Raw genomic sequence first — 13,502 nt, forward strand, 5'->3', positions numbered from 1 at the left:
GAGGGGTATAATGGAAATAAAAAAATCTCCCCATAAATATGCGAAAATAAACCATCTCACGTTCTGGGTCTCCGTTGCTGCTTGTATTGCTTTTTATGGACCGATGGTGATTTTTCAAAAACAGGTAGAAAAACCATTTACCCAATTATTTTTTATTGTTACCCATAGCACCGATTGGGTTTGGGAATTCGTTGTTTTTGGCGGGTTTGTGTTTTTATTATGGCTGGCTTTTGGGCGGTATGGCAATGTAAAATTAGGAGGGCCTGACGACAAATCGGAGTTCTCCACCTTTACCTGGATCTCGATGATGTTTTGCGGCGGCTGCGGCGCCGGTCTTGTTTACTGGTCTTTGATTGAGCCCCTTTGGTATCTGGCTTATCCTCCCTTTTGGCTGGAACCTTTGTCCCCGCAAGCAGCCCAGTTTTCCCTGGCTTACGGCATTTTCCACTGGGGTTTTAGCGCCTGGGGAACCTATGGGATTCCTGCTGTAGCGTTTGCCTACATGTATTATGTGAGGAGAAAACCCTATCTCTATGCCAGTTATGCCTGCCGGGATGTTTTAGGAAAGGTTGCCGACGGGTGGGTAGGCAAGCTAATTGACGCTTCGGTAATTGTGGGAATTGTTGGAGGAACGGCGACCTCCCTTGGCTTTATTATTCCCATGCTTTCCAGACTGTCCGCGGAATACCTTGGCATTCAGGACACCATGGGATTTAAAATCATTGTAGCCATACTCTTTTCTTGTTTGTACGGCTATAGTTGTTATCGAGGCTTATATGGAGGAATTGCCAAACTGGCAGACTATAATATGTATTTAACTTTTATCATCCTGGGGTTTGTATTGCTGGCTGGTCCTACCATGTTCATGCTTTCCTTGTTCTGCGACAACTTTGGGGTGCTGGTACAGAATTTTGTGCGCATGAGTTTTTACACCGACCCCATTACAAAATCGGGTTTTCCTCAGGATTGGACAGTTTTTTACTGGGCATGGTGGATTGCCTGGGCCATATACATCGGTCTTTTTGCTGCCAGGATATCCAAGGGACGCACCATCAGGGGACTTATTCTGAACATGGTTTTTTCTGCAACAGCAGGTTGTATGCTTATTTTCCTAATTTTTGGGGGTTACCAGGTGGACCTGGTGATGAATAAAGGTGTTCAATTAACCAAGATCTTGCAAGACCAGGGAGGACCTGCAGTGATATCCTATTTTTTAAACACGCTTCCTTTAAAAGCAATCATTATACCCTTCTTTATTTTCGTCATGGCGGTTTCTCAGGCTACCGGGATCGATGCGGCATCCTATACCATTGCCAATATGTCTTGTTATGAGGTTCGGGATGGAGTAGAACCGCCAAGATGGGCCCGTGTTTTTTGGGCGGCAATCGTCTTTTTTGCCACAGTGGGATTGCTTATTGTAAACGCCATGAACGTGGTGAAGCTATCCACCGTAATCACAGTGATACCGGTGCTTTTCTTAATGATTATATTGGCTGTATCCATCGTAAAATGGCTTAGGGAAGATTTCGGTTATGGGACACAATTAGTTACGACAAAATATCTTCATGAAGAGACTAAATAAAAAATCTCATCTTCTGTCAAAAAAAACTGAAGTCAATTAGGACTTCAGTTTTTTCTATTAAATAGGCCCTGTCCACATAAATCTGGTAAAGCTTAACCTGATTTTTTTATTGAGCACACCCGGTATACGGGTTGGCAGCAAGCGCTTCATGTGCTCCAACTCGAATATCAAGTGCAGAAAAGGGAAATGCTATTTGCTAAGTCATAAGCGGGAGGAATGGTATGATACTCGGTCATAAATCCAACACAGCCAAAAATGCCGGATTAAGTGTTGAGGGAGCATATGTTTTGTGGCGCTTGCAGGTAGACCGGAATACGTCGGTAGGTCATCTTAATGTGTTAAAAAATTATATCCATGATAAGGACTTCAGTATTTATGTACAGAAAATCATTTATGATTATCAAAAGGAAAAGACGGAAATTACCAAACTCCTGAACGAGTATTCCATAAGTGGTCCAGATCCTAATTCACGGGACTTGAACATCAAAAGCAATACTGAAGCCATGGCCGACCAGGAGATGGCCCAGGTGATTTACCGGTTTATGCGGCTGGACGTGAATTTACTTCTCTTAAATATTAGAAATGTTGCCACCAATGATGCAGTACAACAAAAGATCATTGGTTTTGCCAAGGAAGCGATTAATCGCATTAATACCTTCATAAAGTATTTAAAAGTAAAAAACTGGCTCCTTCTTCCTCCCATGTATCCGGGCCTTCCGTCCAACAAAAGGGAAATGATCGCGATCAATGAAGTTTATCTTCTGTGGGACTATTTGGTTTATCGGTATAATGGATTGCGCCAAATCCAAATCTATGCAGAGTTTTCAGAAGATCCTGATTTCACTGCCCTCCTGAACACGAGTATTAAAGTACAAGAAAAGGACATCCAAAATTTAGAGGATAAGCTGATGTATTACGGCATTCCTTTCCCTAAAGCCTACTCAAAAACCAATCCAAAAGTTGAATCTAAGGAAATTTATGAAGATAGATTCATGTTTAATACTGTTTTGCGGGGTATACAAGATTCTATTGCCATACGGGGATCGGCTGTACAAGAGGTAATCGTAAATGATGAGCTGCGCAACTTTTTTACCAAATTAGTTTTTTTAGAGTTGGATTTGCTGCTGCAGATGGCCGGCTTCGGGAAAGTAAAGGGCTGGGTAAATGTAACGCCCAAATATAAGTCTTTAGAGTCGGAATAATCAGAGGGGGAAATAGCATGGTATTCGGTGTGAATTTGGGGTCAACCACGAGCTGCAAAATAAGTTCTGAGTCGGCATATATCATCTGGCGTTCTCTCATTGATAGAAATGTCTCGGTAGAACACTTAAATGCGCTTGAAAATTATATCCATGATCAAGACTTTCTGAAAGTATGCAAAGATATCAATGAGGAATATCAAAAAGAGATTAAGCAACTGACTAAATTAGCGGACGCGTTTGGCATCAATGGTCCCGACCCATTCCTGCCGGGCCAAACCATAAAAAGTGATCAGGAAGTCATGCGTGATCAGGAAATTGGAGAGGTTCTGTACCGGTTTATGCGGCTGGACGTGAATATGATCTTGTTGAGTTTAAAATATGTGCCTATCAATGATGAGGTTCAGCAAAAAATGATCAATCTGGCCCAAAAAGCCATGTATCGGGTAGATGCTTTTATCAAATATTTGAAGAAGAAAAACTGGATCTTTACTCCCCCTGAATATCGAAATACCCCACCCAATGTCACGGAAAAGGTCGGTGTCAATGAGATTCATCTTTTGACTGATCATCTCCTTTTCCGTTATAACAATATCCGTCTTACGGAACTCTTTGCGGCATATGCCCAAGACCCCGATTTTGCGCTGGTTTTAAAGGCCGGAGTCCGGATATTGCAAAAAGAAGTAAAGCTTCTCGAAGATAGGCTTTTATATTTTGGCATTGCTTTACCAAAAGCGTACCCGGATACGGTTCCAAAACCGGAAAAGAAGGAATATTTTGAGGACCGCTTTATTTTTAACACCATTCTGCGCGGCATGCAGGATGCTTTGGCCCTTCACGGTTCGGCGGTACAAGAAATCGTTGTCAATGATAAGCTGCGTGAGTTTTTTATCGACTTAGCGTTAGGTGAAATAAACTTGATGGTGAAGATGTCTTTATATGGAAAAGGAAGAGGTTGGGCTAATTTGGTGCCAGGTTATCAGGCCGGTGAATAAAGATACTGTTGGCCGGAAAAGTCCGCTCCCAGTTGATTCGTCTTTATCTTCTTCGTTGTTTTGTCAGGATATTAGACCGGCCTTGTTCGTACAAATCTGGTAAAGCTTAAGGCAACGGAGAAAAGACAGGACAATGCGGCAAAGATCAGGACTAATTGATAGCCTTTTAAAAATGTATCGGTAACGGCCAGGATACCACGCTGGGAAAGCAAATTGATATCCATTTTGGTTGTGAGGGAGAAAATAAGCACGGATAAAGTAGTACCGGAAACCATGCCCAGGTTTCTGAAAAGCGCATTCATTCCCCCGGCGACACCAAGCTGATCTTTAGGCACCGCGCCCATGACGCTGCTGTTATTGGGTGACTGGAAAATGGATACGCCTCCCCCCAACAGGGCCATGAGGAGAATGATTGTGATATGGGAAGAGGAGCTGTTTAACGTGGCAAGCCCAAATAATACGATGGTGTTGATCGCCAACCCGGTGACGGTAAGAGGCCGGTAAGTAACCTTATCCGACAGCCACCCGCTAAAAGGGGCCACCACAGCCGCCGTAACAGGGTAAAAGGATATGATCAGCCCGGCGGACAAAGGGTCTAGCTTTAATACATACTGCAGGTAAAAAGGCATAAAAAGAAGGGTGGCACTGATGGCGACAAAGGATAAAAAGGCTGAGCCCAGGCCGAAAGAAAATTCATGAATATGAAAAAGATTTAAATTGATTAAGGGGTTGCTGATTCTTTCCTCAAGAATGAAAAATAAGATCAATGCGGTAGCGGATAATAAAAGCAGAGAAATAAACAGAGGGACGGACACCTTTCTTTCCTGAAGGAAAAGAAGCCCGAGAAAAAGGAGTAATATTGCCGCACTAAACAAGAAAGTGCCTTTGATATCAAATCCTCTATTTTCCGGGGCGTCATGCAGCTCGGGAATAATGGCAAAAGTCAGTACTGTGCCCACAAGGCCAATGGGAACGTTAATAAAAAATATCGATTGCCAACCTACCATGTGGACCAGTATTCCTCCCAGGCTGGGTCCCACCAGACTCCCAATGGCAACGGTAGTACCTGTAATACCTAAGGCCTTTCCTCTCTCTCCAGGGGGGAAAACCCTGGTGACAATGCCTTGGCTCAGCGCCATCATTGCTGAGGCGCCGACAGCCTGAAGCACCCGGGAGAAAACGAGCAATTGAAGATGATCGGATATTCCGCAAAGTGCGGAACCAACAGTGAAAATGATAAATCCAAATGCGAAAATGTTTTTCTTTCCATATATGTCCGACAGCTTTCCCCAAACAAGCAGAAGGACGGAAATGGTAAGAAGATAAGAAGTAACTACCCACTGAATGGCACTAATCGTAACATTCAGCTCCTGGGAAATAATGGGAAGGGCAATGTTCACAATGCTTCCATCCAGTGTTGCCATAAATGTGGATACGGAAACATTGAACAAAATTAGCCACCTTTGTAATTTTGTGACGTGCATAGGCATTTATCCTGCTCCACCAATTTTTCCTTATTATTTGATACCGGATTCTTCTCCATTCACTTTTTCAATCCGGCATATGAATATTCTTATCAAAATCATTTCGGTTATGCATGGCATAGAAAGACCGCCGAAACGCCTGGCTTAAACATTGAATTTTGCTAAACCTTATATATAATAAGGATATGTTGAATAAGAGGGTGTATCGGGAGGGGGCTATAAAAATCAGATTTATCGTTGCTTTCCATAAATTATGGGCTAGAAGCCGTACAAAAGCAGAAGGCCTTTATACTAAGAAGATTTCTCCCCTGGGTACTTTTGGAAACTATCTTTTAGGGGGATTGGTCTTGGGTCTGGTCTTTATGCTCCTATTTGCTAAGCTGTCTGAGGACTTAATCAATGACGAACTAAAACTGTTTGACCAAATTGTGATTCATGTAATTAATCTGATCCACGGCCCCTTAACAACGCAAATTATGAAAGGGATAACCAGTATGGGTTCTCCTGCTGTGATGCTTTTTCTCGCCGTCCTGGTCTGGATTTATTTCCTTTTGGCCAAAAAACACTTTTGGGATTCAAACATGGTGCTCATCGCCTTGACCGGTAGTTGGATCATGAATGAATTATTGAAATGGATCTTTCAACGGAGCAGGCCGGATATAGCAAGAATGGTACAAGTCACAGGATACAGCTTTCCCAGCGGCCATGCCATGGTCTCTTTTGCTTTTTATGGGATGTTGGCTTATTTAACGTGGATTAACTTAACGAAAAGGAAAACAAAAGTTTTTTGCACGGGTATTCTTCTCCTCCTCATCTGCGCCATTGGCATCAGCCGGATCTATTTAGGCGTCCATTACCCAAGTGATGTTTTAGCCGGTTTTGCTGCTGGCGGGTTTTGGCTTGTAGGATGCATTCTTGGGTTACAGGCTATTCGGTATTACCGAAGTAATATATGATTTAAGTATGTCCAAAAGAGATTTCGATGCGCAGCTTTCGCCCGGGCATCGCAAAATTGTCAAGAGACAAAGTCCCCCCTTCTCCTATCTGACATATAATGAGATGGGTAACAGGAAAAATAAGAGCTTGTTGGAAAGAAATGAAGGGGGGAAAAAATAGATGTATCGCAATTGCCTTTACTGCATGTATTACTATCCCTGCTGTTCTATGCCCATGATGATGAATCAATTTAGGTCCGGCTCCTTTCCGGGAATGGCGCATCAAAGAGGTGATATGAGACAGCGACCGTGCCGCGGCTTCATGTATCAGGTTAAAAGAGGCGACACCCTCTATTCTATTGCCCAGCACTATAAAATTTCTTTAAACAGTCTGATTGGGGCCAATCCGCAAATCACTGATCCGAATGTTCTCAGCATAGGTCAAACTATTTGTGTTCCGGGGGTAATGCCTCTTCCCACACCTGTTGAATGTACTGGAGAGATCTATTCCGTACGTTCAGGAGATAAGCTAACCGCCATTGCCCGGAGATTTAACGTAACGGTATCTGCGATCCTTGCCGCCAACCCTAGTATCAGTAATCCGGATAACCTGATGGTGGGATTTAACCTTTGTATTCCACATGCCTGCAGCGGGCGTATTTATACCGTGCGTCAGGGAGATACCCTGTCGGGAATCGCGCAGCGGTTTGGGGTTCCCTATCGATCTCTGATTCAAGCCAATCCCCAGATCATCGATCCCAACCAGTTGTTCATAGGCCAAAACATCTGTATTCCGTCCGTGAGCCCAGTGGTCTACAGAAATACCCAGTATGGTTTTAGTTTTTCTCTGCCGGAGAGCTGGCGGGGATACCGAATTGTGACCGATAGATGGGAAGGCCTTGATATAAATGGCCAGGTGGTTGAAACGGGTCCGGAGATTATGATCCGGCATCCTCTATGGACTGCCGAAAGACCCCGGCAGGATATCCCCATCATGATATTTACCCTGGACCAATGGAGATCCCTGGAGCAGGATAAGTTCCACATTGGTGCCGCACCCATCGGTCCCAGAGAACTGGGCCGGAACAAGAGATACGTGATGGCGCTTCCGGCCCGGTATAATTTCGCCTTCCCGGAAGGATATGAAGAGGTCGAAAGGATATTGGAAGGCAATCCTCTCCATACGGACGAAAATATATAACCCGGACCATTGTGGGGGTTAATTAATCTCGAGATAGTACGCCGGTCGGGTGGATTTCACCTGGGCCGGCGTTTTTTTCTAGGAATGAATAGGTCTGGTTAAGCCAATGTCGGATTTTTGTCTTGGACGGGCCGATCTAAAAAAATTTATATTAAATGGGCCGCCGGAAATACTATAAAGAGATATTGGCCTGGATTAATCGGCCGGTGCATACATAAGGGCAGTATGGAAACTTGAGGAGTGAGCCATGAAAGATAGAGTACTGATCGGGTTTATTTCCGGAATATTGGCTGCCATGGGAGCGGATATCATAAACTGGGTACTTTACTGTCTAAACTATACGGATATGAGATTTCTTGATTGGGCAGCAGTAGTATTTCTGGGGCATTTAGCTACTAACCTGATGGAAGTGATTGTGATGCAAATTACCCAAATGATTTGGGACGGTGTGATGGGTATTGTGTTTATCATGATCATTCCGGCCATAAAATCCTATGGTCTGGTGATGAAAGGCGTCATTTTCGCATTTGTTTTATTGTTTATATTTAAAGGAGCTACCGTGCTGTTTGATTTGCCGGACTTGAAAATCATTTCTTTGGAGACATTTTTGTCAAATGTTTTTTGCACGATCATCTGGGGCATATTAGTTGCTTTGATTATCAAAAGGTTTAAGGCACTTTAGCATCATCAAAAAGGGTGCTATATAAGGCATAATTGTGCCGGTGTTTTATGCACTCTATAAACCAATATTATCTGATAGTGCAGGAGAAGAAGTCTATGGAGAAAAAGCAACAAGGACTGTCCGCCTGGCAACTCACCATGATGGCGTTAGGAACTGTGATCGGAGGCTCATTTTTTCTTGGTTCGGCGGTAGCCATTCACGCGGCAGGACCCTCTATTCTAATATCCTATATTTTGGGCGGGGTACTGGTTTTTTTTATCCTTTTTGCCCTATCGGAGATGACTGTAGCAAATCCTGATGCCGGCTCCTTTCGCACCTTTGCCGCACAAGCCTTTGGCCAGGGAACAGGGTTCGTTGTGGGCTGGGTGTACTGGACCGGAATGGTTTTAGCCATGTCCAGCGAAGCCACCGCCGTATCTATCCTGGTCCGTCAATGGGCGCCCAATATCACCATATCCTTGTTGGGCAGCTTCATTATCATTGGTGTGACACTGCTGAATCTATTGGGCGCTGATAAGCTAAGCAAACTGGAAAGCGGTCTTGCGGCCGTAAAACTTTTCGCCGTCGTTTCTTTTATCGTCATCGCAGTATTATTAATCTTGGGCGTGCTCCGGGGAACTCCGCCCATCGGTGCCGGAGAATTAATGAGAGAAAGTTTGATCCCGGGCGGGATCAAGGGCATTGCCGGAAGTATGCTGATTGTGATGTTTGCCTATGCCGGCTTTGAAATCATCGGTTTGGCTGCTTCAGAGGCAGCAAATCCACGAGAAACGGTCCCCAAAGCAATTGCTTATACGGTGGTATGTCTGGTGGGATTTTATATCATTTCGGTTGCCGTACTTCTTCCCCTCATTCCTACAGCCGACCTCAGTGAAAAGGTAAGTCCCATGGTAGCGACTCTTAATAGGTGGGGCATAGGGTGGGCCGGTACGGCGATTAATCTGGTATTAATTACCGCCATCCTGTCCACAATGCTGGCCGCTATGTTTGGGCTGGGAAGAATGATGCGGTCTCTGGCAGATGAAGGGCATGCTCCTAACTGGTTAAAAGATAAAAGAGATGTTCCGTATCGGGGAATCTTATTTTCCGGTCTGGCCATGCTTTTGGGGCTGGGTTTTGGCCTGTTGCTTCCGAAAGTTTATCTGTTCTTGGTCAGCTCCGGCGGTTTTGCCTTACTTTTTACCTATGCTGTCATTATCGCTACCCACATCCGCTTCCGTAAAAAGAACGGATGTCCTCCGGACGGCAAGTGTCAGATGCCCGGATATCCCTATACCTCTTGGATTGTTTTATGCAGCATCGTGATTATTGTTTTAAGCATGCCATTTATTTCAGGTCAGGGATCAGGGCTTTTAGCAGGTGTCATAATGACGGCTGTATATTTAGTAGGTTATCTGGCTATGAGATCTTTCCGCCGTTCTCAAAAAAATCCTCTTACTTCTTACGGCCTGAATCATAAAAAGTACCAAACACGATTGTCCGCAGAGTTTTCCGAAGAATTAACCGAGGAGATGAATGACAAAAAACCAGATGGCATTCAATAAAACTTACCATTTTTTCTGCGTTGAAAATGAAGTTTTTTGTATTATAATTTAGTTAGTCATGTAAAGGTGGTGAGGCCAATGCAATTAGATCACAGTATTTTAATGGTTTTGCTTAATCTGGGCTTGTTATTGACTTTTTCCTGGTTAGGTTTCCAATTAATGAAGGGATCTGTTTTTTGTGACAAAGAAAATATTGGCCCCACACAAAAGCTGAAGATTTCCGTCGGAGTATCACCCCTTTCCTTTTGCACCAGGCATCTGGTGGTGAGAAGAATGATCAAGGTTGACCGGGATGATGATACGGCCCCCTATTTTGCCTTCTGATCGTGATCGCTCTATCAGACGAAATAAGGAGGAAAAAAATGCATATCTTCAATTCCGTGTTCGCCGACTTATTAAAAACTGTTTTATTCTTTACCAATGACTGGTTTTTTGCCATCGCTTTCATTACTTTGACGATTAAGCTTTTATTATTTCCCCTGTCTCTTAAACAGCAAAGGACCCTGTTATTCTCGCAGAATCTTCAGGCAGCGAAAGACATATTGGCCAAAAAGTTTAAAAATGATAGTGCCAAAGTCAATGCTGCGGTCATTTCCATCATGGCAAAATATAAGATCAGCCCATGGTTTTCCTATGCCGTTTTGATCATTCAGACCCCGATTTTTCTTTCCCTTTATTTTTCCATTAGCAATTTGTCTACTTCCATTGGAAGTATGATCATACCATGGGTATTAAGCAACAGTCCGGACAGCTTTCACGTTTTGCCTGTGGTGGCCAGCCTACTTCAGGGTTTGTCCGGGTTAACGCTGCAGGAAAAAAATTCGTTGATGCTGATGATTCCGATCTTGATCGGATTGGTGTTCCTTTGGAAGGCCCCTGCCGGAATCAGCGTTTATTGGGCTTTAAACTCCCTTTTTAGATACATGGAGCTGAGAATTTTTTCTTGGCGTGCTGTCCGTGAGCGCTATTTAAAAGTTCCTTCGCCTGAAATCATGATTCGAGAAACTGCATAGATACCAGTAAAGCCCGGCTGCGCCGGGCTTTTTTTTACTTTCAGAATTATAAATTTCAAGGCCTCCGCCGTCGCCAGAGGTTTGGCGCAAGCCAAGTTTTCTAATCAGATTTTCCGGAGCGGGTATACGGAGTATTCGGGATGGAATCAAGTTCTCTGATGCCTCCGGGGATGACGTGTTCGGGGCGGCAGCCAGTCCTATCAAAAATGGACTAAATATTTTTATTATTCAGTGCTAGGTCATAAAAACTTTGCATTGGACGCATTTAGATGCTATCAATTACAATGTTGTAAGGCTTATTCGACAAATTTTTTGGTTTTTCGCCTTTTAACCTGACTAACTTGGCTTACTCTGTATTCGCAGTTCTAAGGTTTGGTAAAAAGCAACCAAACCAAGAACTTGCTTCAGTCTCCCGCCATCAGCGGTCAGGGACACACTCATTGGGGACATTCCTCTGTAAGAGGTGTGTCCCCTGACCGCTACAGGAATGTCCCCCAATATGCGGGAGTCCAACGCCAACTAAGTCATGCATTTGCAGTTCTCACGCTGTATTAGCAGTTCTAAAACTTGCTAAGAAAACCGCTTAGCAAGTTAAGAACTTGCGTCAAAATTCAGATGGAGTAAAAGAATCTCCATCTGAATTAAGAACTTGCTTCAATCATAATTTAGGCTGATGTTTTAGCATCATGAGGTAGGTTGTAGTGGCTGGAAAATTAAACAGAATGGCATTGCTGCGCAGGGGAAAAACTCCTGACCGTGTACCTGTATTGGTTACTTTTGACTGGTATTCAGGTAAGATGATGGGATCAGATCCGGGGAGCTTTTTTTTAAACCCTAAATTGGCTTTAGAAGCTTGTATTTGGACGAATAAGCTATTCCCGGTTGATTCAGGGTATTCTTATTATCTGCCTAATGGAACCTGTTGGGATTTTGGCGGCGAATTGGAGTTTGGTGCGCATATCTGGCCTACAGTTCGAAAAAGACCGGTCACGACCATGGCCGATGTCGACAAGCTGCAGGTCCCCGACCCTCAATCAGCGCCTGCTTTTGCTTTGACGATGGAGTTTTCTCAGCTTTGTTGGGATTTGGGAGAGGGCGCAGGGATCTATCTCAGCTCGCCCTTGGAGAGAGTTGCTCAACTAACAGGTGTGGAAACCCTGCTGAGGTGGTTATATAAAGCGCCTGAGCCGGTTCATTACCTAATGCGCCTAATGGTAGAATACTCTATGAAAGAAGTGACGCTTTACCTAGACCGTTTTGGAAGGGAAAATTTACATGTTGGCTACGGCTATCCTGTGGAGTCCCATCAATTGATTTCCCCCAAGCGTTTTGAGGAGCTTTGTGCACCCTATATTAAGGAACTTCATGAAAGAATCGGGGCCTTAGGCATCACCAGCTGCTCTGAGCATCTTTGCGGTGATCATACGCATAACCTATGGTTTTGGAAAGAGGAGTTAAAGCTGCCCAAACACACCTATATTTCTCTGGACGGCAATACGGATATTTTTAAGGCCAGTAATTATTTGGGCGAGCATTTCGTTTTGGGGGGGAATTTGAAAAATTCTATTTTAAGCTGCGGCTCACCGCAAGAGGTATATTATTCTGCGAAAGAGTTGGTGCAGCGATTAAAGCATCGAGCGGGAGGCTATGTATTAGCTCCTGACTGCGGGTTGCCCGCAACAACACCTCCGGTAAATGTAGTGGCTTTAATACAGGCTGCCGAGGACTTTGGCTATTATGATGCACAAGATATGTTAAAAGATGGGGCAGTTTTTTGATGATCGTCTATTTATATGGGGAAAGGGTGATGCAGTATTGGACGAGAGTGATTGTTATTGTGGGGGATAAAATTGCTGGGGACATAATGAAAGGGGATAAGAAAAATGAAATACAAGGGTATCATTGGTAAACTGGTGCTGCTGGGTTTATTATCCGTTTTAATACTTGCCCTTGCCGGGTGTGGCAGCTCTGAAAGTACCGGAGATGCAAATGATCAGCCAAAAATTAAAAATGCCGGGGATCCGATTTCTATTGCTACTTTATCTGAAGTTGAAGGCACTTCTGTGGGTCAATTAATCGTCCAAGCGTTGATCCATAACGGTTATGAAGTAGAGGACAAAACAGGTTCCGCTGCTTCCGTAGACGTGATGCGTCAAGCTATTTTAAATAAGGAAGTAGACATGATCTTTGACTACGACGGCGATGCGGTTTCTTATGCCGATTTTGGGGATATGGATGCATTCCGTCAACCAGGAGTGGGCTGGAAATTGATCCATGATTATGACTTAGAGCACAATCAGCTTGTTTGGCTAGAGCCGTCTGAAGCCAATAATACCTTTATTATTGCGACGACAAAAGAATTTGCCGCGGCCAACAATATCAAAAACATGCATGATTTTGCCCGCTATGTCAATGAAGGCGGAGAGGTCAAATTAATTACCCCTTCCTATTGGATTGATGGGGACCAAAATTTACCGGGCATGGAGCAGCTTTACGGTTTTAAATTGGATCGGAATACCCAAACCATTATTGCCGAAGGCCTGAACGAAAGAATGGTGGCAGAAGGGAAAGACGGGGCCAACTTCTGCCTGGTATTTGCGAACCAGGGAAGCTTAAATGAATTAAATATGACGGTGATCGACGATCCCCTGAATGCAGAGCTTCGTTATAGCTATTGTCCCATTATCAGACAAGAGGTGTTGGACAAATACCCGGAAATCGCCGACATTCTGAATCCGATTTTCAAGGGTATCACCAATGATGATGCGCGTTATTTAAATGAGCAAGTTCAGGTGAACGGCCGTCCGGGCCCTGAGGTTGCCATTGAATACCTGACCCAAAAAGGCTTTATGCAATAATAATTAGTT

At 44.0% G+C, this 13,502-nt stretch carries 12 protein-coding genes; 11 read left to right on the forward strand and 1 reads right to left on the reverse strand.

Going from position 1 to position 13,502, the window contains the following annotated elements; all coding sequences use genetic code 11:
* The first annotated feature begins 10 nt into the window (after positions 1 to 10).
* The 3 genes from DCMF_RS24210 to DCMF_RS24220 all read left to right on the forward strand — a co-directional run bounded on the left by DCMF_RS24210 (position 11) and on the right by DCMF_RS24220 (position 3,776).
* On the forward strand, positions 11 to 1,582 hold the full coding sequence (locus DCMF_RS24210) for a BCCT family transporter (protein ID WP_148136806.1): 1,572 nt from the start codon (positions 11 to 13) through the stop codon (positions 1,580 to 1,582).
* 221 nt (positions 1,583 to 1,803) lie between these two features.
* Positions 1,804 to 2,784 (forward strand): DUF3231 family protein, encoded by a 981-nt coding sequence (locus DCMF_RS24215; RefSeq protein ID WP_148136807.1) that lies wholly within the window; start codon positions 1,804 to 1,806, stop codon positions 2,782 to 2,784.
* Positions 2,785 to 2,801: 17 nt separating this feature from the next.
* Positions 2,802 to 3,776 (forward strand): DUF3231 family protein, encoded by a 975-nt coding sequence (locus DCMF_RS24220; RefSeq protein ID WP_148136808.1) that lies wholly within the window; start codon positions 2,802 to 2,804, stop codon positions 3,774 to 3,776.
* Positions 3,777 to 3,847: 71 nt separating this feature from the next.
* On the opposite strand, the gene DCMF_RS24225 is transcribed toward DCMF_RS24220, so the two are convergent.
* Positions 3,848 to 5,227, reverse strand: coding sequence for an MFS transporter (locus tag DCMF_RS24225; protein ID WP_214658866.1), 1,380 nt, complete (start codon positions 5,225 to 5,227; stop codon positions 3,848 to 3,850).
* Positions 5,228 to 5,607: 380 nt separating this feature from the next.
* Here DCMF_RS24225 and DCMF_RS24230 point away from each other — a divergent pair, with 380 nt between their 5' ends.
* The 8 genes from DCMF_RS24230 to DCMF_RS24265 all read left to right on the forward strand — a co-directional run bounded on the left by DCMF_RS24230 (position 5,608) and on the right by DCMF_RS24265 (position 13,493).
* Entirely contained in the window at positions 5,608 to 6,216 is a 609-nt protein-coding gene (locus DCMF_RS24230) for a phosphatase PAP2 family protein (RefSeq protein ID WP_214658867.1), read from the forward strand.
* Between the two features lie 160 nt (positions 6,217 to 6,376).
* A complete protein-coding gene (locus tag DCMF_RS24235; protein ID WP_148136811.1) occupies positions 6,377 to 7,396 on the forward strand; it encodes a LysM peptidoglycan-binding domain-containing protein in 1,020 nt (339 codons plus the stop codon).
* Positions 7,397 to 7,643: 247 nt separating this feature from the next.
* A complete protein-coding gene (locus tag DCMF_RS24240; RefSeq protein ID WP_148136812.1) occupies positions 7,644 to 8,078 on the forward strand; it encodes a hypothetical protein in 435 nt (144 codons plus the stop codon).
* 95 nt (positions 8,079 to 8,173) lie between these two features.
* Positions 8,174 to 9,622, forward strand: coding sequence for an amino acid permease (locus DCMF_RS24245; protein ID WP_148136813.1), 1,449 nt, complete (start codon positions 8,174 to 8,176; stop codon positions 9,620 to 9,622).
* 78 nt (positions 9,623 to 9,700) lie between these two features.
* On the forward strand, positions 9,701 to 9,946 hold the full coding sequence (locus DCMF_RS24250; protein ID WP_148136814.1) for a hypothetical protein: 246 nt from the start codon (positions 9,701 to 9,703) through the stop codon (positions 9,944 to 9,946).
* A 38-nt stretch (positions 9,947 to 9,984) separates the two neighbouring features.
* Positions 9,985 to 10,635 (forward strand): YidC/Oxa1 family membrane protein insertase, encoded by a 651-nt coding sequence (locus DCMF_RS24255; protein WP_148136815.1) that lies wholly within the window; start codon positions 9,985 to 9,987, stop codon positions 10,633 to 10,635.
* A gap of 701 nt (positions 10,636 to 11,336) precedes the next feature.
* On the forward strand, positions 11,337 to 12,413 hold the full coding sequence (locus tag DCMF_RS24260) for a uroporphyrinogen decarboxylase family protein (RefSeq protein WP_148136816.1): 1,077 nt from the start codon (positions 11,337 to 11,339) through the stop codon (positions 12,411 to 12,413).
* 105 nt (positions 12,414 to 12,518) lie between these two features.
* Positions 12,519 to 13,493, forward strand: a complete 975-nt coding sequence (locus DCMF_RS24265; protein WP_148136817.1) for a glycine betaine ABC transporter substrate-binding protein — start codon at positions 12,519 to 12,521, stop codon at positions 13,491 to 13,493.
* Positions 13,494 to 13,502 lie beyond the last annotated feature (9 nt).

The organism is Candidatus Formimonas warabiya (genome assembly GCF_002777255.1).
Taxonomy (GTDB): Bacteria; Bacillota; Dehalobacteriia; order Dehalobacteriales; family Dehalobacteriaceae; genus Formimonas; species Formimonas warabiya.

Bases quoted from the DNA above. Each gene is read 5' to 3' on its own strand.
- DCMF_RS24245 (WP_148136813.1), top strand. From the start codon at position 8,174: ATGGAGAAAAAGCAACAAGGACTGTCCGCCTGGCAACTCACCATGATG.
- DCMF_RS24255 (WP_148136815.1), top strand. From the start codon at position 9,985: ATGCATATCTTCAATTCCGTGTTCGCCGACTTATTAAAAACTGTTTTA.
- DCMF_RS24240 (WP_148136812.1), top strand. From the start codon at position 7,644: ATGAAAGATAGAGTACTGATCGGGTTTATTTCCGGAATATTGGCTGCC.
- DCMF_RS24250 (WP_148136814.1), top strand. From the start codon at position 9,701: ATGCAATTAGATCACAGTATTTTAATGGTTTTGCTTAATCTGGGCTTG.
- DCMF_RS24220 (WP_148136808.1), top strand. From the start codon at position 2,802: ATGGTATTCGGTGTGAATTTGGGGTCAACCACGAGCTGCAAAATAAGT.
- DCMF_RS24210 (WP_148136806.1), top strand. From the start codon at position 11: ATGGAAATAAAAAAATCTCCCCATAAATATGCGAAAATAAACCATCTC.
- DCMF_RS24265 (WP_148136817.1), top strand. From the start codon at position 12,519: ATGAAATACAAGGGTATCATTGGTAAACTGGTGCTGCTGGGTTTATTA.
- DCMF_RS24215 (WP_148136807.1), top strand. From the start codon at position 1,804: ATGATACTCGGTCATAAATCCAACACAGCCAAAAATGCCGGATTAAGT.
- DCMF_RS24235 (WP_148136811.1), top strand. From the start codon at position 6,377: ATGTATCGCAATTGCCTTTACTGCATGTATTACTATCCCTGCTGTTCT.